This is a genomic window from Amycolatopsis antarctica, from assembly GCF_002262875.1.
In the GTDB taxonomy this organism is placed as follows: Bacteria; Actinomycetota; Actinomycetes; order Mycobacteriales; family Pseudonocardiaceae; genus Amycolatopsis; species Amycolatopsis antarctica.
Window position 1 is genome coordinate 53,694 of the sequence record NZ_NKYE01000016.1, and the last position, 20,721, is coordinate 74,414.

General features: G+C 70.3%; 19 protein-coding genes and 1 tRNA gene. 8 read left to right on the top strand and 12 right to left on the bottom strand.

Going from position 1 to position 20,721, the window contains the following annotated elements; all coding sequences use genetic code 11:
* Positions 1-31: 31 nt before the first annotated feature.
* From CFN78_RS22490 to CFN78_RS22525, 8 genes are all read right to left on the bottom strand, one after another.
* The gene (locus CFN78_RS22490; RefSeq protein ID WP_240519627.1) at positions 32-925 is read right to left on the bottom strand and encodes a hypothetical protein; all 894 of its coding nucleotides are present in this window, start codon (positions 923-925) and stop codon (positions 32-34) included.
* Between the two features lie 182 nt (positions 926-1,107).
* The gene (locus CFN78_RS22495; RefSeq protein WP_094864863.1) at positions 1,108-1,545 is read right to left on the bottom strand and encodes a GNAT family N-acetyltransferase; all 438 of its coding nucleotides are present in this window, start codon (positions 1,543-1,545) and stop codon (positions 1,108-1,110) included.
* Between the two features lie 41 nt (positions 1,546-1,586).
* Positions 1,587-2,543, bottom strand: coding sequence for a 23S rRNA (guanosine(2251)-2'-O)-methyltransferase RlmB (gene rlmB / locus CFN78_RS22500; protein WP_094864864.1), 957 nt, complete (start codon positions 2,541-2,543; stop codon positions 1,587-1,589).
* Positions 2,544-3,938 (bottom strand): cysteine--tRNA ligase, encoded by a 1,395-nt coding sequence (gene cysS, locus CFN78_RS22505; protein ID WP_094864865.1) that lies wholly within the window; start codon positions 3,936-3,938, stop codon positions 2,544-2,546.
* A gap of 107 nt (positions 3,939-4,045) precedes the next feature.
* Positions 4,046-4,732, bottom strand: a complete 687-nt coding sequence (locus CFN78_RS22510; RefSeq protein WP_094864866.1) for an HAD family hydrolase — start codon at positions 4,730-4,732, stop codon at positions 4,046-4,048.
* 52 nt (positions 4,733-4,784) lie between these two features.
* Positions 4,785-5,288, bottom strand: a complete 504-nt coding sequence (gene ispF, locus CFN78_RS22515; protein ID WP_094864867.1) for a 2-C-methyl-D-erythritol 2,4-cyclodiphosphate synthase — start codon at positions 5,286-5,288, stop codon at positions 4,785-4,787.
* Positions 5,285-5,974, bottom strand: a complete 690-nt coding sequence (locus CFN78_RS22520; protein WP_276307350.1) for an IspD/TarI family cytidylyltransferase — start codon at positions 5,972-5,974, stop codon at positions 5,285-5,287. The genes ispF and CFN78_RS22520 overlap by 4 nt, the downstream gene beginning before the upstream one ends.
* 26 nt (positions 5,975-6,000) lie before the next feature.
* Positions 6,001-6,492 (bottom strand): CarD family transcriptional regulator, encoded by a 492-nt coding sequence (locus CFN78_RS22525; RefSeq protein ID WP_094864869.1) that lies wholly within the window; start codon positions 6,490-6,492, stop codon positions 6,001-6,003.
* 396 nt (positions 6,493-6,888) lie between these two features.
* Between CFN78_RS22525 and CFN78_RS22530 the strand changes: the two genes are divergently transcribed.
* The 6 genes from CFN78_RS22530 (at position 6,889) to CFN78_RS22555 (ending at position 12,166) form a co-directional block, all read left to right on the top strand.
* Positions 6,889-7,683 carry a copper chaperone PCu(A)C domain-containing protein gene (locus CFN78_RS22530; RefSeq protein ID WP_205660616.1) on the top strand — a complete coding sequence of 265 codons (795 nt, stop codon included), beginning with the start codon at positions 6,889-6,891 and terminating at the stop codon, positions 7,681-7,683.
* 35 nt (positions 7,684-7,718) lie between these two features.
* The gene (gene radA, locus CFN78_RS22535) at positions 7,719-9,089 is read left to right on the top strand and encodes a DNA repair protein RadA (RefSeq protein ID WP_094864870.1); all 1,371 of its coding nucleotides are present in this window, start codon (positions 7,719-7,721) and stop codon (positions 9,087-9,089) included.
* Positions 9,090-9,234: 145 nt separating this feature from the next.
* Positions 9,235-9,873 carry a C39 family peptidase gene (locus CFN78_RS22540; protein ID WP_094864966.1) on the top strand — a complete coding sequence of 213 codons (639 nt, stop codon included), beginning with the start codon at positions 9,235-9,237 and terminating at the stop codon, positions 9,871-9,873.
* Positions 9,874-9,970: 97 nt separating this feature from the next.
* Positions 9,971-11,053, top strand: coding sequence for a WD40/YVTN/BNR-like repeat-containing protein (locus tag CFN78_RS22545; RefSeq protein ID WP_094864871.1), 1,083 nt, complete (start codon positions 9,971-9,973; stop codon positions 11,051-11,053).
* A complete protein-coding gene (locus tag CFN78_RS22550) occupies positions 11,054-11,338 on the top strand; it encodes a ubiquitin-like small modifier protein 1 (RefSeq protein ID WP_094864872.1) in 285 nt (94 codons plus the stop codon).
* Between the two features lie 393 nt (positions 11,339-11,731).
* Complete coding sequence (locus tag CFN78_RS22555; RefSeq protein ID WP_133116424.1) at positions 11,732-12,166, top strand: hypothetical protein; 435 nt, start codon at positions 11,732-11,734, stop codon at positions 12,164-12,166.
* Between the two features lie 388 nt (positions 12,167-12,554).
* Here CFN78_RS22555 and otsB read toward each other — a convergent pair whose 3' ends face one another.
* The 3 genes from otsB to CFN78_RS22570 all read right to left on the bottom strand — a co-directional run bounded on the left by otsB (position 12,555) and on the right by CFN78_RS22570 (position 18,222).
* Positions 12,555-15,083, bottom strand: a complete 2,529-nt coding sequence (gene otsB / locus CFN78_RS22560; protein ID WP_205660617.1) for a trehalose-phosphatase — start codon at positions 15,081-15,083, stop codon at positions 12,555-12,557.
* A 95-nt stretch (positions 15,084-15,178) separates the two neighbouring features.
* Complete coding sequence (locus CFN78_RS22565; RefSeq protein WP_094864875.1) at positions 15,179-16,630, bottom strand: alpha,alpha-trehalose-phosphate synthase (UDP-forming); 1,452 nt, start codon at positions 16,628-16,630, stop codon at positions 15,179-15,181.
* Positions 16,631-16,695: 65 nt separating this feature from the next.
* Positions 16,696-18,222: a threonine/serine exporter family protein gene (locus CFN78_RS22570; RefSeq protein WP_094864876.1), complete on the bottom strand. Its 1,527-nt coding sequence runs from the start codon at positions 18,220-18,222 to the stop codon at positions 16,696-16,698.
* A gap of 173 nt (positions 18,223-18,395) precedes the next feature.
* Here CFN78_RS22570 and CFN78_RS22575 point away from each other — a divergent pair.
* Positions 18,396-18,468, top strand: a tRNA-Thr gene (locus CFN78_RS22575).
* 60 nt (positions 18,469-18,528) lie between these two features.
* Here the strand turns inward: CFN78_RS22575 and CFN78_RS22580 are convergent.
* Entirely contained in the window at positions 18,529-19,293 is a 765-nt protein-coding gene (locus CFN78_RS22580) for a TetR/AcrR family transcriptional regulator (RefSeq protein ID WP_205660618.1), read from the bottom strand.
* A 124-nt stretch (positions 19,294-19,417) separates the two neighbouring features.
* Here CFN78_RS22580 and CFN78_RS22585 point away from each other — a divergent pair, with 124 nt between their 5' ends.
* Positions 19,418-20,641 (top strand): DUF418 domain-containing protein, encoded by a 1,224-nt coding sequence (locus CFN78_RS22585; RefSeq protein ID WP_094864877.1) that lies wholly within the window; start codon positions 19,418-19,420, stop codon positions 20,639-20,641.
* Positions 20,642-20,721: the final 80 nt, after the last annotated feature.

The following is a 20,721-nucleotide window of genomic DNA, read 5'->3' on the forward strand; positions in this document are numbered from 1 at the left end:
GACCGGCCGAACGGACCGCCGCGCGGGCGGCTCAGCCGAGTACCACGCCCGCGTAGCCGTACTCGTTCTGGAAGTAGGCCAGCAGCGTGCTCGCGCTCGCGCGGTGCACCTGACCCGCCGCGGCGGGATCGAGCACCAGGTACTCACCGTTCTCGTGGGCCGCGACCGTGAGGAAGTGCGGGACCACGCCGGTCGACCACGGCAGGTCCTTCGTGTTCCCGGCCAGCACGGCCGGGCTGCCGGCGCGCACCCGTGCCAGGATCGCGTCCAGATCGTCCCGGATCACCGTCGAGGACACGTCGTTGGCCGCCAGCGCCTCGACCACGTCCGTCTCGACCGTGCCGAATACGTCGGGATCCTGGTAACCGGGGTCGTAACCCATGTCGGCGCGGGCCTGGTTGATGGCGCTCACCTGGGAGGCACCCCAGCCGCGCGGGGTGACGCCGTGCGCGAGCAGAGCGGTCACCACGCTGGTCGGACCGCAGTCCTCGCCCTGGTTCGGCTGGCCCTGGAACTGCGAGACGGGAACCAGGTCGTCGATGCCGCCACCGTCGCCGCAGTCCGGGACGCCCGGGATGCGCCCGTCGTGCCCGGTGTCCAGGTAGGCGTCGGCGAGATAGCCCCCGAGCGCCGGGACGTAGTCCCAGAGGTCGCTGCTCCAGCCGTTGGTGTTGGTCACCGGCTGCCCCTGTTCCTGGCAGCCGATGTCGACGGTGTCGCCGTCCCGGACCGGCCCGAGCGAACCGCTCTCGCTGGTCGCCTGCTGCCGGACGCTCAGGCCGTCGCCGTCGGTGTCGCCCACCGTGGCGGTCGCCGCCGAGGCGGTACCGGTGACACCGAGCGTCGCGGCGGCGGCGAGGGCGAGGGTGGCCGCCACCCGGCGGATCGCCCGCCGCGGTGCCTGGCACTCTGACAGAACTGACATGCGGTCCTCCGAGGTGTTCGTTCGCCACCCGTGGCCGGGAGCGCTCCGGAAGGACAATTCCCGAATTGGGCTCATTCGGTGTGGGAAAGCACCGGAATGCCATCACGGAATTGGCTGGTGCAAACGGGAAACAATTCCGGATGACGGCCGAATGGTGCTTTCAGGGCAACGGCCGCGGCCGTTCAGTCGGAGGTCGCGCCCGCGTCGGTCGCCGTGCCGAAATCCCATACGAACAGGGTTTCCCCGTCGTACTCGCCGCCCGCGCTCAGATACGTCAGCCTGGCGGCGTCGTTCTCCTTCTCGATCAGCACCCACATGTCGTAGCAACCGGCGGTACGGGCCAGCGCCGCCAGCCGGTCGATCAGCGCGCTCGCGATGCCACGGCGCCGGTAGTCCGGCAGTACGCCCAGTTCGTACAGGATCATCTCCACTCCCTTGTCGGGGTGGAGCAGTTCGATTCCGGTGACCATGCCGACCGCGATTCCATCGGAATAGGCGAGCAGCAGATGGTGCCCTGCTCGGTCGAGAAAACGTTGCGTCCATTCCGGGGCGGGTGCGTCGTCGAACAGTTCCCCCGCCGCGAGAACGTCGGCGGCGTCGGTGATCCGTCGGATGTCCATTCGGTACACGGTAGTCCGCCCGCGTGGCCGGTGGCGGAGCCTCAGACCCGGCCCGCGACCCGCCTGCGCCGCGCGACCTCGGCCAGCAGGACGCCGGCGGCGACGGAGGCGTTCAGCGACTCGACGCCCGCCGACATCGGGATCGACACGGTGGCGTCGCAGGTCTCGCGCACCAGCCTGGACAGGCCGCGCCCCTCCGAGCCGACGACGATCACCAGCGGCCCGGTGGCCAGGCCGAGCTTGTCGATGTCGACCGTGCCGTCCGCGTCGAGGCCGACGATCATCAACCCCTCCGCCGCCCACGCCTTGAGCTGACGGGTCAGGTTGGTCGCGATCGCCACCGGCAGTTTCGCCGCGGTTCCGGCGCTGGTCCGCCACGCCACGGCCGTCATGCCCGCGCTGCGACGGCCCGGCAGGAGGACGCCCTGCGCGCCGAATGCCGCGGCCGAACGGATCACCGCGCCGAGGTTGCGCGGGTCGGTCACGCCGTCCAGTGCCACCAGCAGTGGCGGCTCGCCGGAATCGGCCGACGCGCTCAGCAGCTCGTCCGGGTGGGCGTAATCGAAGGGCGGGACCTGGAGGCCGAGGCCCTGGTGCATCGCCCGGCCGGTCTTGCGGTCCAGTTCCTCGCGCGGGATCTCCAGGATCGAGATGCCCTTGTCGCCCGCCCGCTGGACGGCCTCGCTGACCCGGTCGTCGGCGTCGATGTTCAGCGCCACGTACAGCGCGGTGGCCGGGACGTCGGCGCGCAGCGACTCGACCACCGGGTTACGCCCGGCGATGATCTCGGGTCCCTCGGAACGCTTCTCCCGCGACTTCTGCGCACGGTCCCGTGCGGCCGCCGCCCGCTGCTTCGGGTGGCCGGGACGCTGGTCGGCGCGCGGCGTCGGCCCCTTGCCCTCAAGGCTCTTGCGACGCTCACCGCCGGAACCCTTGACCTGGCCCTTCTTCGTGCCGTCCTTGCGAACGGCGCCACGTCGCTGCGAATTGCCTGCCATCTAAGCGTCCTTGACTGTCCACTTGGGACCGTTGGGGGTGTCTTCGACCACGATTCCCGCGTGCAGCAAGCGATCGCGGACCGCGTCGGCCCGGGAGAAGTCCTTCTCTGCACGGGCGCGCTGGCGCTCGTCCAGCATGCCCGCGATGAGCTCGCCCAGCGCGTGGTGCTCGGGCTCGGCCGAGGAGCCCGCCGTGGACCAGCGCCCGTCGAGCGGGTCGATGCCGAGCACGCCCGTCATGGCGCGCACGGCGGAGGCGAGTTCCAGCGCCCTCGCGGTGTCGCCCTCGGCCAGCGCGCTGTTACCTGCGCGCACGGTGTCGTAGACCACGCCGAACGCCTGCGGGGTGCCCAGGTCGTCGTCCAGCGCGGCGGCGAAAGCGGGAACGACCGAGCCGACCGGCAGTTCGCCGCCGTCGGCCTCGGCCACCCTGGCCAGGAAGGTCTCGATGCGCTGATACCCCTGCGCGGACTCGGCCAGCGCCTCGGGGGAGTACTCGATCGTGGAGCGGTAGTGCGGCTGGATCAGGTACGCCCGCAGTTCCACCGCGCGGTAGGTACGCAGCATCTCCGGGATGGCCACCACGTTGCCCAGCGACTTCGACATCTTCTCGCCGGACATGGTGACCCAGCCGTTGTGCAGCCAGAACCGCGCGAACGGATCACCGGCGGCGTTCGACTGGGCCCGCTCGTTCTCGTGGTGCGGGAACACCAGGTCGACGCCGCCACCGTGGATGTCGAACTCGGGGCCGAGATAGGCGCTCGCCATCGCCGAGCATTCGAGGTGCCAGCCGGGGCGGCCGTCGCCCCACGGGGTCGGCCAGGACGGCTCGCCCGGCTTCGCCGTCTTCCACAGCGTGAAATCGCGCGGGTCCCGCTTGCCCTGACCCTGACTCTCGCCCTGTTGCACGTCGTCCGGCTTCTGCCCGGACAGCTCGCCGTAACCGGGGAACGAGGCGACGGAGAAGTACACGTCGCCGCCCTCGGCATAGGCGTGCCCGGACTCGATCAGCCGCTCCATCAGCCGCACCATCTGCGTCACGTGGCCGGTGGCCCGTGGCGCGATCGACGGCGGCAGGCAGCCCAGCGCGGTGTAGGCGTCCTCGAACTCGCGCTCGTGCGTCGCCGCCCACTCCCACCACGGCCTGTCCGCGTCGGCGGCCTTGGTGAGGATCTTGTCGTCGATGTCGGTGACGTTCCGCACGAAAAGCACGTCGAGTCCACTGTGGACCAGCCAGCGGCGGAGGACGTCGTAGTTCAGGACGCTGCGCACGTGCCCGATGTGCGGGGTGCCCTGCACGGTGGCCCCACACACGTACATGGACGCAGTTCCACTACGGGCGGGATGGAACTCCCGCACGCCCCTGGTCGCCGTGTCGTATAGGTGTAGTGCCACGCGGGAATGGTACGGGGCGCCGCACGGCCGCGTCGCGTCGCCGGGTACTTCGCCCGCCGTGGGCACCCGGCCGGGCCCCGCGGTGCTGACCAGCCGCTGGACGCGCCCTACAGTGCCCCGTGCTCCCGCAACGCCGCGAGCAGGCCGTCCGTGCGCTCGGCGGTGGGCAACGGCTCGACCAGTGCGAAGTCGCAGCCCAGCGCCCGGGCGCCGCCGTCGGCCTCCTCGGCGTCCCCGACCATCAACGCGTCCGGCCCGTCAACGCCGAGCGCCTCCAGCGCCACCCGGAAGATCCCCGGCTCCGGCTTGATGACGCCCTCCTCGAACGAGAGCACGAACTTCTCCACGTACGCGTCCAGGCCCCTCGCGCTGAAGGCCGGTCGGATGTCGAACGCGATGTTGCTGACCACGGCGACCCGGATTCCCTTGTCCGACAAGGCTTTCAATACCGGCTCGGCGTCCGGGTACGGCGTCCACCGCGCGGGGTCGACGAGCCGCGAGTACAACGCCTTCGCCTGCTCCACGCGCGGCACGCCGGACTGCCGCAGCACCTCCGCGTACACCTTCGCGTGCAGGGCGGGGTCGAGGTCCCGGTTCTCCCAGGCGTGCCGGTGCTCCTCGTCAAGCTCCACGACCTGGCCGACCGGTGCAGTCATCTTGCGCATCAGCTCCGCCTGCGCCTCGATGTCGAGCGGGTCGCCGCCGGTGTCGGTCAGCTCGGTCAGCCAGCTCTCGTCCTGCTCGAGCCGGAAAAGCGTCCCGGAGAAGTCGAACAACACTGCTTTCGGCGCCATGCCGCGGACACTACCGGCCCGCGACCCCCCGGCCCGGCGATGTTGACCGGGGTCACTCGACGCTCACCCGGCCGGACGCACCGGGTGTGTTCACCGGCAGCAGGAGCAGCGCGGTCGCGATCGCCGCGATGCCCTCGCCGCGGCCGGTCAGCCCGAGGCCGTCCGTGGTGGTCCCGGCGACCGACACCGGGCCGCCCGCGGCCTCACCCAGCACGCGCTGGGCCTCCCGGCGGCGGGTGCCGATGCGCGGCCGGTTGCCGATCACCTGCACGCTCGCGTTCCCGAGGCGGTAACCGGCCTGCTCGACACGTCCGCGCACCTCGGTGAGCAACTCGATGCCGTGCGCACCAGACCAGCGGGGGTCCCCGGTGCCGAAGACCGCGCCGAGATCGCCCAGCGCGGCGGCGGAGAGCATGGCATCGCACAGGGCGTGCGCGGCGACGTCGCCGTCCGAATGCCCGGAACAACCGTCGACGCCCTCCCAGAGGAGCCCGGCGATCCAGCACTCCCGTCCCGCCTCGACGGGATGGACGTCGACACCCTGGCCGATTCTCACGGACTTCCCTCCACAGTGGATCTTCCCGGCGACCTTTCCGGGGACTTCTCCGTGTCCGCGGCGAACGCCGCCGCGACCGTGACGTCGAACTCGGTCACCACCCGCATCCCGTGCGGATGCCCGTCGACGGTGTGCGTCCGTCCCCCCAGCCAGGCGAGCGGGTCAGCCGGCGCGTCGCCGGCGAGCAGCGTCGCGGCACGGAAACCCCGCGGCGACTGGACGCAGCGCAGTCCCGCGCGATCCCGGGTGCCGGTGACCACGCCGTCGGCGTCGATCACCTTGATGGTGTCGGTCACCGGCTCGACGGGCACCGCGGCCGGCGCCCCCGCGCGGATCGCCGCGACGACCTCACGCACCGGGCCGGGGGGTGTGAACGCCCGGGCCGGATCGTGCACCAGCACCACGTCGTCCTCTGCGAGGTCGCCCGAACGCAGAAAGAGCCGCACCGAGTCGGTGCGGCTCGTGCCACCGGCGATCACCCGGACACGGGTGCGCGCAGGAGGTTCCGCGTACTTCACGTCGTGCAGTGCCGCCACACAGGCGGCACGCGCATGAGCAGGGACGAGCACGAGGATCAGGTCTGGACAACCTGATTCGAGCAGGCCACGTACCGCATGCACCAGTAACGGCTCACCATGAACCGCGGACAGAACTCCTGGGACAGCACCGTCTTCCCGGCATTCCACCGGGACGAGTGCGATGACGCTCAGGGCTAGACCGTCGCGGTTTCCAGAACCTCGTCGAGAAGCAACTCCGCCTTGCCCTCGTCGGTACCCTCGGCGAGCGCGAGCTCACTGACCAGAATCTGCCGTGCCTTGGCCAGCATCCGCTTCTCGCCGGCTGACAGGCCACGGTCCTTCTCACGCCGCCAGAGGTCTCGCACCACTTCGGCCACCTTGTTCACATCGCCGGAGGCGAGCTTCTCGAGGTTGGCCTTGTACCGACGAGACCAGTTCGTGGGCTCTTCGGTGTGCGGAGCACGCAGTACATCGAAAACGCGGTTCAGTCCATCCTGGCCAACGACATCACGCACACCGACGATCTCGGCGTTGTCCGCTGGCACCCGAACAGTGAGATCCCCTTGCGCGACCTTGAGGACGAGGTACTTCTTTTCCTCGCCCTTGATCACACGGGTCTCGATTGCTTCGATGAGTGCGGCACCGTGGTGCGGGTAGACGACGGTCTCTCCGACCTTGAAAACCATGTGTCCTCTGCCCCTTTCGCTATTACCACTTTAGCACGCCTCGAGTGGGCTCACCTAGCGCCCCGTGTTCCGTCCTCGCAGGTCAGGGGCCATGTATGGGCCGGTCGTGGGGTTGACAAACGCCCATTTCCCGTGCTCATGCAGGTGGCGGCAACGCGGTTAACCGATGTGTAACCAATCCACTGTGGACGATTGATCTACGCATTCGCCTCCCGATCATGACGGCAGGGGGCACCGGCCTCTCGCGCGCGAGGCACGCCCGGCTACCCTTCGCGGTGAATGGACCGGCCCGCGATCGGCGGTGCCGGGGGCTCGTTGCCCGCGCGTCCGGCGTGCCGATCTGCCGGCCGCCGAGAGGCCCCGCGAGCCCGTCGCAGCGAGGAAGGATCTCGGACCGTGAGGCAGCAGAAACGTCGCGTGCTCGGCTCGGCCGCGCTCGGTCTCGGTGCAGCCCTGGCGATCGCCGGTTGCGGCGCGGGCCAGATCACCCAGACCGACACGCAGGAGCCCGCCGTCAACGGCGCGCTCGCCCAGGGCGGGACGCTGCTCATCCGCGACGCCTCGTTCAACTTCCCCGAGGGCGAGAGCAAGGCCTACGCCGCCGGTTCCGAGGTTCCGCTGACCCTGCGCGTGGTGAACACCGGCGGCGCTGACGACGAGCTGCTCGAGGTCAAGGCCGAGGGCGCCGCGAGCGCGACCGTGGAGGGCCAGAAGCGCGTCATCGCGGGCAGCGTGCTCGTCATCGGTGAGCCCACCCCGCCCGGTGGTCACGCCGAGAAGCCCTCCGTCACGGCCACCGCCCTGCCGACCTCGTCCGCCGAGCCGGGTGCCTCCGAGTCCGGCAGCCCCGAGTCCGGCAGTGCCGAGAGCGGAGCTTCCGAGACGGGCGCCTCGGCGACCTCCGAGCCTGGCGCCTCGCCCTCCTCCGACGCGGGCGAGCCGCCGGCCACCACCGGATCGCCCGCCCCGGGCGTCACCGGTGCGCCCGGTGCCGAGGACCCCAGGGTGGGCGAGGCGGAGGTGACCCTGCAGGGCCTGCAGCGTGAGCTGCGCCCCGGGCAGACCGTCAAGGTCACCTTCGTCTTCCGCGACGCGGGCCCGATCACGGTCGACATGCCGATCGGTTCCTCCGAGGTGCCGCGCTCCGACCACCACGGCGCGGAGGGCGAGCACGCCGAGGGCGGCCACTGATCATCGCTGTCGGACCCCGCGGCTAACGTCGGCGCGTGGTCAAGAAGGGCATCAGCTACCGCTGCGCGGAGTGTGGCAACGAGGTCGCCAAATGGGTCGGCCGCTGCCCGGAATGTCACGCCTGGGGCACCGTCGAGGAGCGTGGTTCGGCCCGCCCGGCCATCGCGCGGGTCGCCGCCGGGGCGCCCAGCGCGCCCGCCCGGCCGATCGGCCAGGTGGACATCGAGGCCGCCAGGGCGAAGCCCACCGGAGTGTCCGAGCTCGACCGGGTACTCGGTGGCGGCCTCGTTCCCGGGGCCGTCATCCTGCTCGCGGGGGAACCCGGCGTCGGCAAGTCGACCCTGTTGCTGGAGGTCGCGTACCAGTGGGCGGCCCGCGAGGGTGGCAGCGCCTCGCTGTACGTCACCGGCGAGGAGTCGGCCGGGCAGGTCCGGCTACGGGCCGAGCGCACCGGCAACGTGGACGACGGGATGTACCTGGCGGCGGAGAGCGACCTGTCCGCGATCCTCGGGCACGTCGACGCCGTGAACCCGGGTGTGCTGATCGTCGACTCGGTCCAGACCATGGCCTCGCCGCAGGTGGAGGGTTCGCCCGGCGGCGTCACCCAGGTCCGGGCGGTCACCTCCGGCCTGGTCGCGCTGGCCAAGGAGCGTGGCCTGCCCGTCGTGCTGGTCGGCCACGTCACCAAGGACGGTTCGGTGGCCGGGCCGCGGGTGCTGGAGCACCTGGTCGACGTCGTGCTGCACTTCGAGGGTGACCGGCACTCCACGCTGCGCATGGTCCGCGGGGTGAAGAACCGGTTCGGCGCCGCGGACGAGATCGGCTGCTTCGAACTCCGCGAGGACGGCATCGCCGGCGTTCCCGATCCGTCCGGACTGTTCATCAACCGCGACCAGCCGCAAGTACCGGGCACGGCGATAACCGTTGCCATGGAGGGAAAACGGCCATTGCTGGGCGAAGTGCAGGCACTGGTCGCCTCGTCCAGTCTGGCCCAGCCGAGACGAGCGGTCAGCGGTCTCGACTCGTCCCGCGTCAGCATGGTGCTGGCCGTGCTGGAGAAGCGTGGCGGCGTCCGGCTCGGCGACAAGGACGTCTACGTCGCGACGGTCGGCGGCATGAAGGTCACCGAACCGGCTGCGGATCTGGCGATGGTGCTTGCGCTGGCGTCCTCGGTGGAGGACGTGGCGCTGTCCTCGCGGCTCGTCGCCATCGGCGAGGTCGGCCTGGCGGGTGAGGTACGCCGGGTGGCGGGCGTCGGCAGGCGGATCGCCGAGGCCGCCCGGCTCGGCTTCACCCACGCGCTGGTGCCCCCGGACGCGGGCAAGTTGCCGGACGGCATTCGCGTACTGGAGGTCACCAACGTCGCCGACGCGCTGCAGGCCGCCCAGCACGTCCGCGTGGGGTAGCGGATCCCGTCCGTCCTTTGTGGTCGGTGCCTGCCATGCGGACGTACCGCCTTGGTGCTTACGGCCGCAGACGCGGTGTTCGATTTTCGACATGATGCTCCTGTTTGGTCAGAAAGTCACCGAAATCGACCCACGGGAGACGATCATGCGACGACTTCTCGTCCCGGCCGCGGCGGCAGCGATCGCCGGCGTGCTCGGACTCGCCGGCGCGGCCGCCGCCGAACCGCTGCGGCCCGCCGAAGCGGCGGCGGCTCCGGCCGCCGCACCGGCGGCCGCCAAGGAACTGGCCGTCGACTATCAGGTGCAGGAGACCGGTTACTGGTGCGGTCCGGCCGCCGCCCGGATCGCCATGTCGGCGCGTACCGGTCAGTTGCCGAGTCAGGCGGATCTGGCCGCGCAACTGGGCACCACCGAGAACGGCACCGACCACATCAGCCAGATCAGCAGCGCCCTCGCGGCGAACCTCGGTGCCTCGTACACCTTCCGCGAGATGCCTGCCGATCCGCCGAGCCAGGCGCAGAAGGACCAGCTCTGGACCGACATCGTCGCCGATATCGACGCCGGATTCGCCGTGGTGGCCAACATCGTCGCGCCGCCCGGCAACCAGCCACCCGGCTACCCCGCGGACCGGACGATCTACCACTACTTCACCGTCATCGGCTACGACAGCTCGAACATGACGGTGAAGATCGCCGATTCCGCCTCGTTCAGCGGAAACCAGATCTACTGGCTGACCTTCGACCAGCTCGCCACGCTGATCCCGCCGAAGGGTTACGCCTACTAGGCCCGTCCTGCGTCGCTCCCCTGCGCGGTGACCGCGTTCTATCGGACCCGCGGCGTAACGTGCGCTGTGACCGGAAACACTCAAGGGGAGCGGCGTGATGGGCGTATTACTGGGAATCGGCACGCGCAAGGGCCTGTGGCTGGCCACCAGTGAGGACAGGCGTGAATGGGATGTGCGGCCACCGCTGTTCCCGGTCGCCGACGTCAGGGCGTTCGCCATCGACACTCGTGGTAACGCCCCGCGTCTGCTCGCCGCCGCGTACAACGAGCACTTCGGCCTGAGCGTCTTCACCAGCGACGACCTGGGGGAGAACTGGTCCGAGCCGGAGCACGCCCCGGTCGCGTTCCCCGCCGACACCGAGGAGGCGCTGGAGGGCGTCTGGCAGCTCGTGCCGGGCAACGCCGACGAGCCGGGCGTCGTCTACGCCGGGGTGGAGCCGTCCGCGCTATTCCGCTCCGAGGACGGTGGCCGGAGTTTCGAGCTGGTCCGCGGGCTCTGGGATCACCCCCATCGCAAGGAATGGACTCCGGGCGGTGGCGGGAAGGCCATCCACACCGTCATCCCGCACCCGACCGATCACAGGCGGATGACAGTCGCCATGTCCACCGGCGGCGTCTACCGCACGGCGGACGGCGGAGCGAGCTGGCAGGCGCGCAACAAGGGCATCGGCGCCGGATTCCTGCCCGACGAGGAGCCGGAGTTCGGCCAGTGTGTGCACAAGGTCGCGATGAACCCGGCGCAGCCCGAGCGGTACTTCCTGCAGAACCACGGCGGCGTCTATCGCAGCGACGACGATGCGGACACCTGGACCTCGATCGCCGACGGGCTGCCCGCCGACTTCGGCTTCCCGGTGGTCGTCCATCCGCACAAGCCCGAGGTCGTCTACAACTTCCCGCTCCAAGCGGACGTCCACCGCTTCACCCCGGACGCCCGTTGCCGGGTGTACCGCAGCGAGGACGCGGGCAAGAGCTGGAACGCACTCGGCAGGGGGCTACCCGAGGACGGCTTCTACTCCGTCGTCCTGCGCGACGCCATGTGTACCGACGACGCCGAGACGGCCGGGGTCTACTTCGGTACCCGCTCGGGCGAGGTGTGGGCCAGCGCCGACGAGGGGGAGAACTGGGCGAGCGTCGCGCGGAACCTGCCGGACGTGCTGTGTGTGCGGGCGGCGGTGGTGTAGATGCGCGTCGACGTCCGGCTGCCCAGCATGCTGCGTCCCATCGTCGGCGGGGAGTCCAGCCTGCCCGTTGACCTCGACGGTCCGGCGACCCTCGGTGGAGTGCTCGACCGGCTTCGCGAGCGGTACCCGGCCCTGGAACGACGGCTACGCGACGAGCGGGGAACGCTCCGCCGGTACGTGAACTTCTACGTCGACGGGGAGGAGTGCCGCCGCCTGGACGGCGCCGGGACCGCCCTGCGCGACGGTGCCGAGGTCGTCGTCATCCCCTCCGTAGCCGGCGGCTGACCCCACCCCCACCGTGTCGCGCGCTTCGGCACTCCGTGTCGTGCGTTCAGGCATGCCGTGTCGCGCGCCTGGGCACTCCGTGTCGTGCGTTCTGGCACCGAGCCATCTGCGGTGAAGTCGAGTCGGCGGCAAGGGTGAAATCCCTGGAAGATCGCCGTATCCGGCACCGAATCTTCGGCGGCTGGTTTCGGAACGGTCGGCGCTTTGCCGGAGCGTTCGCGGAAGGTCGCGATATCGGTCGACCAGGTCGTGGTCGTCGCACCGGAAAGCGGGGCGCGGATATAAGGAAAAAGTAAGCACATGGCTGGCGGTCATCAAACATCGTTTCCGGCACGCTGAGCACACCTCGGGAAAACCACCCGGGCCCGGAAACACTTACTTTTGGAGACCGCGATGAAGAAGACTCGATCTGCTAAGTCAGTTGCCGCGAAGGCCGCCAAGCGTGTTGCCGCGACCGTGACGGCCACTGCCGCCATCGCCTCGGGCGCCGCACTGGCATTCGCTGGAACGGCCTCTGCCACAACGGAAGGCCCGCAGGAGCCGCTCACGATCTGCGCGAAGGGTGACTACGACACCTTTGCCGTGTTCCCCGACCGTGGCGGCCTCGCGACTGCCAACGTCGAGGCCGGCACCTGCCTGCCCTTCGAGTTCGGTGACAGTGGCGCGGTAGAGGAGATCGAGGTCTACGGTTACGTCGAGCCGAAGGGCTCCGCGGGCGCTCCCACGACCTTCCACGTCGCGACGGGGCACTGGCGGGCAAGCAAGGGTGGAACGGTCAACGCTTTCGGTACGATCGAGCAGAATGACGCAACCTTCCCGCTCCTCTGATTGTTTTGGCGGCGGCACTGCGTAATGGTGTCGAGCGAATTCACCGATCCCGGTTGGATTCTGTCGTGCCGTGCCCGGCTCTGACACCATTTACCCCCGTGGGCGTACGTCCACGGGGGTAAATGGCGTGGCGCGGTGCCTCGGGGCAAACGGCCAGGAGGCACCGTTCGGCAATTTCGCACGCGACTCCCCACAACTCACGACGTAGTGCGCAACGAGCGCCCGACACGGGGTGCCCAGGCGCGCGACACGGGATGCTGCAGCGCCCGACACGAGGTGCCCAGGCGCGCGACACGGGGTGCCGTAGCGCCCGACACGGGGTGCCGGGGCGACCGACACGGCGGTGCCCCCTGCGTGGGGGCAGGGGGCACCGATGTCCGGGGGTGGGTTACCGGGAGAGCAGGGTCGCGCAGCGGATCAACCCGATGTGCGAGTACGCCTGCGGGTGGTTGCCCAGAGAACGTTCCGCCACCGGGTCGTACTGCTCGGGAAGCAGGCCGGTCGGCCCGGCGGCCGCAACCATCTGCTCGAACAGTTCCTGTGCCTCGGTGCGGCGGCCGGTGAGCAGGTACGCCTCGATCATCCACGCCGCGCAGAGATGGAAACCCCCCTCGTCGCCGGGCAGACCGTCGTCGCGGCGGTACCGGTACACGGTCGAGCCGCTGCGCAGTTCCGCCTCGATGGCAGTGACCGTCGACTGGAACCGCTCGTCCTGCGGATCGAGCAGGCCGGACAGGCCGACGAACAGCGAGGCCGCGTCCAGATCCGTGCCGTCGTAGGCGGTCGTGTACGCCTGCGCCTCGGCGTTCCAGCCGTGCTCCAGGACGTCGCTGGCGATCGCGTCGCGCAGCTCGTGCCAGCCCGCCGGGATCTCCCGCTCGTAGAGGTCGCCGAGCTTGATCGCCCGGTCGATCGTCACCCAGCACATGACCCGCGAGTAGACGCGGTGCCGCGGAACGTGCCGTTCCTCCCAGATCCCGTGGTCGGGCTCCGACCAGCGGCGGGTGACGGCCTCGGCCATCGCGCGCACGAGCTGCCAGTCGTCGTCGCGCAGTTCGCTCCGGGCTGCGGCCAGGTCCACGACCAGCTCGACCACCGGGCCGAACACGTCGAGCTGCACCTGGTGGTTCGCCAGGTTGCCGACCCGGACCGGACGCGACCCCGCGTACCCGGGCAGCGAGTCGATGACCGCCTCGGCACCGATCTGACCACCGGCGAGCGTGTAGAGCGGGTGCAGGCGTTCCGGCCCGGCGAGTGTCGCCAGTACGCCGTGCAGCCAGCGCAGGTAACCCTCCGCCTCGTCCAGTGAGCCGAGCGCGACGAGCTCGCGCACCGTCATGGCGGCATCGCGGATCCAGCAGTAGCGGTAGTCCCAGTTGCGCACGCCGCCGATGTCCTCGGGCAGCGAGGTGGTGGCCGCGGCCATCACGCCACCGCTGTCGGTGTGCACCAGTCCGCGCAGGGTCAGCGCCGAGCGGGAGACCAGGTCCGGCTCGACGGCGGGCAGCTTCAGCGTGGTCGCCCAGTCGCTCCAGTAACGGCCCGCCCGCGAGCGGCGGTCGATCTCGGTCAGATCGTGCACGCCGAGATCCGTTGTGCCGCAACGAAGTTCGAGTACCACCGGCTGCTCGGCCGTGGGGTGGACGAGCGCGCGGGCGGTGTCGTGCATGCCGTCTGTGTGGATCTCCCACCGCACGCCCGGCGCGCGCAGCACGATCGGCTCGGAGGTGCCGAGCACGCGCAGGCCGTTCTCCTCGGGCAGCAGCCGGACAGGGACGCCGCCGAACTCCGGCCTCGGCGCGAACACGATCTGCGCCTCGGTCTCGCCGGAGATGACCCGCACCAGGTCGGTGCGGTGCGAGGGGCTCTCCTGCTCGAGGTAGTCCGTGACGAGTAGCCGTGACCAGCGCGTCTCCACGGTCATGGTGCCCGGCAGGTAGCGCTGGCCGAGGGGCAGGCCGTTGCGGTGCGGCTTGATGGAGAAGTGGCCGGCCCCGGTGCCGCCGAGCAGGTCGGCGAACACGGCGGGGGCGTCCGGGCCGGGGTGGCAGAGCCAGGTGAGTCGCGCGTCCGGGGTGACCAGTGCGACGGAACGTTCGTTGGCCAGCATGGACAGCCGCTCGATCGGCGTCGCCTGCTCGCCGTAGAGCCAGTTGCGCCGCTCCTCGTACATCAGCGCGAGGACGGTCGCGACCTCGGCGGTGTCCGGAATGCTGTACTGCGCAAGGCTTTCCTCGCCGCCGACCTTCACGCCGAGGTCGGGACCGGACAGCCTGGCGAACGCCTTCTCGTCGGTGACGTCGTCGCCGAGGAAGATCGCCGCGCTGGCGCCGACCTGGTGGCGCAGCGTGTCGAGCGCGCGCCCCTTGTCGGTCTGCACCACGGCGAGTTCCACGACCTCCTTGCCGTCGGTGGTGGAGATGCCGTCCCAAGTAGACGGTCCACTGTGGACGGATTCGAGGACGCGGCGGCCCGCCTCGTGTTCGGCGAGCCGGACGTGCACGGCGATGCTGGCGGGCTTGACCTCCAGTGCCGCGCCCGGGACGTCCGCGATGATCTGCTCGAGTTCCTTCTCGACGTTGCGCAGCAGCATGCGTGCCGCGTCGTCCAGTGCGTGGACGAAGCCGATGTCGAACTCGGAACCGTGACTGCCGACGAGGTGCACCTCCGCGGGCAGCCTGGAGAGCGTCGCGAGGTCGCGCAGCGCGCGGCCGGAGATCACCGCGGTGGTGGTCTCGTGCAGGCCGGCGAGCGAACGCAGCGCGCCGACCGCCTCGGGTCTGGGGAGCGCCTGCTCGGGTGTTGCGGTGATGGGCGCAAGCGTCCCGTCATAGTCACAGGCGACCAGCAAGCGCGGCGTGCGGGCGATCTGGACGATCGCGCGCCGCAGCTCAACGGGTAGGGCCTCGGCGGTCAACACTCCTCCTCAGGAGCCGTGCGTGAAGTTCCGGCTTGACGTCCCGGCACGGTCCTGCCGGGCTGCATCGATGCAGCCCGAGTTGCCGAGACGCCTCAGGCGGTCGGCTCGGTTCCGAGTGCTTCGAGGAACGAGCGTGCCCACCTGTCCACGTCGTGCGTGAGGACCTGACGACGCAAGGCGCGCATCCTACGTCGGCCCTCAGCGGGGTCGAGCGTAATGGCCGCGTGCAGAGCGTTCTTCACCCCGTCGAGATCGTGCGGGTTGACGAGGAACGCGCTACTCAGTTCGGCGGCCGCGCCGGCGAACTCGGAGAGCACGAGCGCACCGCCGAGATCGTGCCTGCACGCGACGTATTCCTTGCACACCAGGTTCATTCCGTCGCGCAGCGGGGTCACCACCATGACGTCGGCCGCGGAGAAGAAGGCCGCCAGCTCCGCCCTGTTCACCGACTGGTGGAGGTAGTGGACGACCGGGTGGCCGACGCGGGCGAACTCGCCGTTGATCCGGCCGACCATCTGCTCGATGTCGCCGCGCATCCGCTGGTAGTGCTCGACGCGCTCCCGGCTCGGCGTGGCGAGCTGGACGAAGGTGACGTCCTCCGGTTTGACCCGGCCCTCCCGCAACATCTCGTGGAACGCTTCGAGCCGCAGATCGATGCCCTTGGTGTAGTCGAGGCGGTCGACGCCCAGCAGCACGGTCTTCGGGTTGCCGAGGTCGGCGCGGACCTGCGCCGTCCGCTTCAGCGTCTCCTCGCTGCGGGACAGCTCGTCCAGCCCGCTCGCGTCGATCGAGATCGGGAACGCCCCGACCCGCACCGTCCGATCGCCGACCTGCACGACGCCGGGCCGGGAACGGACGCCGACCGCGCCCCGGCTGGGTTCCAGTCCGATGAGCTGGCGGGCCAGCCAGAGGAAGTTCTGCGCGCCGCCCGGCCGGTGGAAGCCGACCAGATCGGCACCGATCAGCCCGCGGACGATCTCCGCGCGCCACGGCATCTGCATGAACAGCTCGACCGGCGGGAACGGGATGTGCAGGAAGAAGCCGATCCGCAGGTCGGGACGCAGCTCGCGGAGCATGCTCGGTACGAGCTGGAGCTGGTAGTCCTGCACCCACACGGTCGCGCCCTTGCCCGCCACCTTGGCGCTCGCCTCGGCGAAGCGCCGGTTGACCGTGACGTAGCTGTCGTACCAGCCGCGGTCGAAGACGGGGCGGGCGACGACGTCGTGGTACAGCGGCCACAGGGTGGCGTTGGAGAAGCCCTCGTAGTAGTCGCGCACCTCGTCCGAGCTGAGCGTGACGGGGTGCAGCACCAGGCCCTCGTCGGTGAACTCGTCGACCTCGACGTCCGGCACCCCGGGCCAGCCGACCCAGGCGCCCTTGCGGGAACGGAGGAACGGCTCCAGCGCGGACACCAGCCCGCCGGGACTCTGGGTCCAGCGCTGGCTGCCGTCGGCGGAACGTTCGAGGTCGACCGGCAGTCGGTTGGCGACGACGACGAACTCCGCGCCTGAGCCCTTCCCGGTCGAATCGGTGGCACTCGGCATGCTTGGCAGACTATCGCGGAACGCGATCCTGAGCCGGTCACGCGGCACGGGTCACCCCGCGCCGGTCACTCCAGCCTGCGCTCCTGCGTCATCGGGCCTGCCATCCGCGGGCCCGCCATCCGGCGCTCCAGCCTGCCCAGCCCGGTACGCACCGGCTGCGCCAGGTACTCGCCCAGCACCACGCCCGCGGCCAGGGCCAGACCGACCGCGACGGCCGTGATCAGGGTGCCGATCTCGCCGCCGGGGTCCACGGCGAGCTGGTACAGGCCGCGGTAGGTGGAAAGGCCCGGCAGCAGCGGCGTGATGCCGGAGACCGCGACGACCAGTGGCGTCACCTTCAGCCTGCGGGCCAGCACGCCTCCCGCGAAGCCGACCAGCGTCGCCGCGGCCGCGGAGGCCGGGATCTGCTGGATGTCGGCCAGTGTCAGCGCGCCGTACGCGACGGCGCCCAGCCCGCCCGCGGCCGCCGAGACCAGCAGCGCACGTGTCCGCGAGTACGAGGCCAGCGCGAAGGCACCGGCCGCGGCGGCACCGGCCGCGGTGACGACGAGCAGGCTGAGCGGACTCTGTTGCGGCACCTCGGGCAACGGCGTGGTCTCCGCGTCGAACAGCACCGACACCTTCAGCGCGAGGACGACGCCGGTGATCAGCCCGGCACTCATCATCGCGACCTCCGTGGTGCGGCCGGCGGCGGTCACGTTGTAGCCGGTGATCGCGTCCTGCACCGCCGAGACGGTGGAGAGCCCGGACAACAGCACGGTGATGGCGGCGGCGACGACGAGCGTGGGTCTCTCCACCGCGAACCAGTCGACGTTCACCGTCCACTGGGCGAGACCGGTGGCGATGAAGCCGCCGACGACCTGCTGGAAGAAGAACGGCAGCGCGTACTTGTTCAGGATCCTGCCGACCCGGTCCACGATCGCACTGATCACGAACGCGATCACCGGCGTCCAGCCGGTGCCGCCGATGATCAGGGTGATGAAACCGGCCATGGCGCCCCAGGCGAGCGTGGAGACGTAGCGCGGGTAGGGGTGCTTGGCGGTGGTGATCACCTGCAGCTCGGAGTAGGCCTCCTCGGCGCTGACCCGGCCGCGGACGATCTTGCGGACCAGCAGCTCGGTGTCGGAGAGCCGGGTGTAGTCCAGACTGCGGGAACGGACCACACGCAGGGCCGTCACCGGCGCCATCTCGGTGCCGCGGTGGCAGCTCACGGTGATGGACGTGAAGATCACGTCCACCTCGCAGTAGGGCAGCCCGAGCGCGGAGGTGAGGGCGAGGATGGTGGCCGTGACGTCCGCGGCACCGGCACCGCTGGACATCTGCACCTCGCCGATGCGCAGGGCGAGGTCCAGGGCGAAGTGGACCGAGGTGTCGTCCGGCAGCGCCGGCCCCATCGCGGTGTCGCTCTCCACCGCGGGGAGATCACCGGTCGTCGGTGCTTCGAGGATCTGCCACGCGCGCCTGCGCGGCTCGTTGCCGCGCGGCTTCCTCTTGTGCGTCCGGTCGACGCTCTGGTCCTCGGGGGGTGCCTCCAGGATCCGCCACGCCGCTCTGCGGTTGGCCGGACCCTTTCCCCGCTGGCCGATCTTCATTGAAACGTCCACTTCCTCACTCGACTCCCTGTGGACAATCGACACACGCGCTTCGACCGTTGCACGTTGCCGACAGTGGCGTCCACCACGTCCGCCAAGATCAACGCCGAGGGGGATATGCGCCGCTCCCGCACCCCCGCCTACCATGTACGACGAGCCGTCCGGCGGCTCGCGCCGGTATAGCTCAGTTGGTAGAGCACTTGCCTTGTAAGCATGAGGTCAGGGGTTCGAGCCCCCTTGCCGGCTCCGTGCCCGAAAGCCCGGTCGTGGGCGTTTCGGGTTGTGACGGTCCTGCGGGACCGTGGCCTAGGCCGGGTCCGCGTCCCGGGTGGCGGCGATGGCGACCGCGAGGCCGTCGAGGATCAGTTCGAGACCGAACGCGAACTCGCGGTCGGCCGGGTCCTCCCCGGCGGGGCCGGGTTTCTCGAACAGGCCGGACGCGAAGAGGTCCGCCGCGTCGGGGAAGCGGGCGGGGTCGACGAGTTCGGTCAGTGATCGTCCGTAGTCGCGCTCGATCTGGGCCTGGTCCAGTTCGGAGTCGGCGCGGCCGTGGGCCAGTTGCTGGGTCAGCGCGGTCGACTGACGGACGTAGCCGCTGACGAGGTTCAGGACGCCGACCTTCGTGTCCCAGTCGAGGCCGCTGTCACGGAGTACGTGCAGCAGCGCGTCCATCCAGGCGATCGCGCCGGGGCCGCCGGGCGGTCCGGAGACGGGCAGGTGCACCATCCAGGGCCGCCGCTGGTAGAGCCCGCGGTGGGCGTGCGCCCACTGGCGGGTGCCCTCGCGCCAATCCCCGGCGCTGATCTCCGGGGGCGTGCCGCTGGCGAAGTCGGCCATCAGGCCGAACAGTTCGTGCTTCGAGCCGACGTGGCGGTACAGCGACATCTTGGTGACGTCGAGTTCCTGGGCCACCTTCAGCAGCGTGACCCCGGCGAGGCCGTCCCGGTCGGCGAGGTTCACCGCGGCGTGCACGACCCGTTCGACGTCGAGCTCCGCCGGGCGTCCGAGCCGCGGCCCCGTCGGCAGCCGCCACAGGCGGGCCAGTTCGGCGGGCACCTTCTCTGCGTCCATCCCGGTCCGCTTCCTTCGCATGATCGACGACGTGTTCCGCCATCATCGCGCACGAGTTAGTATCCTATGGATAGTATCTGTAGTACATTAAAGTTCCGAGCTTCTCGACCACTGGGGGACGACGATGACGACAGACGCTCATGCCGAGGTGTCGCAGGCCAGAAGGGGCCCGGTACGCAGCGGTGAACGGGCCCTCGCGCCCGACCTTGCCCGCGGCGCGATGTTGCTGATCATCGCGCTGGCGAACAGCGCATCGGTCTTCTTCGCGACCGCGCCGGGGCTGGACCGGACACCGCACGGAGCGGAGCGCGTCTACAACGTGTTCCTGTTCCTGTTCGTGCACGCGCGGGGTATCCCGCTGTTCGCGATCATGTTCGGCTACGGCCTCGTCCAGCTCGCGCGCAGGCAGCAGGCGGCCGGGAGCGCGCCCGCCGCCGTGCGCCGCGTGCTCGTCCGGCGCAACGCGTGGCTGCTCGTCTTCGGCCTCGTGCACGGCATCCTGCTGTTCGCCGGGGACATCCTCGGTGCCTACGGGCTCGTCGGGATCGTCTTCACGCTGGTCCTGCTGGGACGCGGGGAGCGCGTCTACCGCGTCCCGATCTTCTATCTCGGCTTCGCCGCCCTCACCGTCCTCACCCTGATCGTCGTCGTGGCGATCGGCCTGGCCACCGGCTCGCACGACCTGACCATGGTTCCGACCGACGACTCCGCGTCCATGGCGGCCGACACCTTCGGCGCCGCGCTGACCGCCAGGCTGACCGAGTGGCCGATGACCGTGCTCAGCATGCTGCCGTTCATCCTGTTCGTCTGGGTCGGTGCCTGGGCCGCGCGCAGGCGGGTGCTCGAGGAGCCGGCGAACCACCTGCGGATGCTCCGCCGCGGAGCGGTACTCGGCCTCGGTGCCGCCATCCTGGGCGGCCTGCCGATGGGCCTGCTCGGCGGCGGATTCCTGACCGCCGACACCGGCGACGGTGCGACGATCAAGTTCCTCTACGAGGCCTCCGGCTTCTTCGGCGGCATCGGGTACCTCTGCCTGTTCGGCCTGCTGGCCCACGCCCTGTCGAAGGCCATGGCGCGGCCAAGGGAGAACCTGCTCGTCGGCGCCGTCGCGGCGCTCGGCCAGCGATCGCTGAGCGGCTACCTCGTGCAGACGATCGCCTGGCTGGTGCTTGCCTCGCCGTTCATGCTCGCGCTCGGCGGTGGGACGGGCAGCACCACCTTCCTCGCGGCCGGGGTGGCGGTCGGCGTGTGGCTGGTCAGCGTTCTCGGCGCGTACCTGATGCAGCGCCGCTCCTACCGGGGCCCTGCCGAAACCCTGCTGCGCAGGCTCACCTACGGCCCGCGCTGACCCGCACGGCCGCCGGTCGGCGAGACGGGCCGGTGCAGGTGGGGCTCGGCACGACGGTTACCGGAACGGTGGTCGCCTAA

Excerpts from the sequence above, each read along its gene's own strand:
- CFN78_RS22555 (WP_133116424.1), top strand. The coding sequence starts at position 11,732 with ATGAAGAAGACTCGATCTGCTAAGTCAGTTGCCGCGAAGGCCGCCAAG.
- CFN78_RS22540 (WP_094864966.1), top strand. The coding sequence starts at position 9,235 with ATGCGACGACTTCTCGTCCCGGCCGCGGCGGCAGCGATCGCCGGCGTG.
- rlmB (WP_094864864.1), bottom strand. The coding sequence starts at position 2,543 with ATGGCAGGCAATTCGCAGCGACGTGGCGCCGTTCGCAAGGACGGCACG.
- CFN78_RS22565 (WP_094864875.1), bottom strand. The coding sequence starts at position 16,630 with ATGCCGAGTGCCACCGATTCGACCGGGAAGGGCTCAGGCGCGGAGTTC.
- CFN78_RS22495 (WP_094864863.1), bottom strand. The coding sequence starts at position 1,545 with ATGGACATCCGACGGATCACCGACGCCGCCGACGTTCTCGCGGCGGGG.
- CFN78_RS22490 (WP_240519627.1), bottom strand. The coding sequence starts at position 925 with ATGTCAGTTCTGTCAGAGTGCCAGGCACCGCGGCGGGCGATCCGCCGG.
- CFN78_RS22545 (WP_094864871.1), top strand. The coding sequence starts at position 9,971 with ATGGGCGTATTACTGGGAATCGGCACGCGCAAGGGCCTGTGGCTGGCC.
- CFN78_RS22525 (WP_094864869.1), bottom strand. The coding sequence starts at position 6,492 with ATGGTTTTCAAGGTCGGAGAGACCGTCGTCTACCCGCACCACGGTGCC.
- CFN78_RS22585 (WP_094864877.1), top strand. The coding sequence starts at position 19,418 with ATGACGACAGACGCTCATGCCGAGGTGTCGCAGGCCAGAAGGGGCCCG.
- CFN78_RS22550 (WP_094864872.1), top strand. The coding sequence starts at position 11,054 with ATGCGCGTCGACGTCCGGCTGCCCAGCATGCTGCGTCCCATCGTCGGC.
- CFN78_RS22580 (WP_205660618.1), bottom strand. The coding sequence starts at position 19,293 with ATGGACGCAGAGAAGGTGCCCGCCGAACTGGCCCGCCTGTGGCGGCTG.
- CFN78_RS22570 (WP_094864876.1), bottom strand. The coding sequence starts at position 18,222 with ATGAAGATCGGCCAGCGGGGAAAGGGTCCGGCCAACCGCAGAGCGGCG.
- CFN78_RS22510 (WP_094864866.1), bottom strand. The coding sequence starts at position 4,732 with ATGGCGCCGAAAGCAGTGTTGTTCGACTTCTCCGGGACGCTTTTCCGG.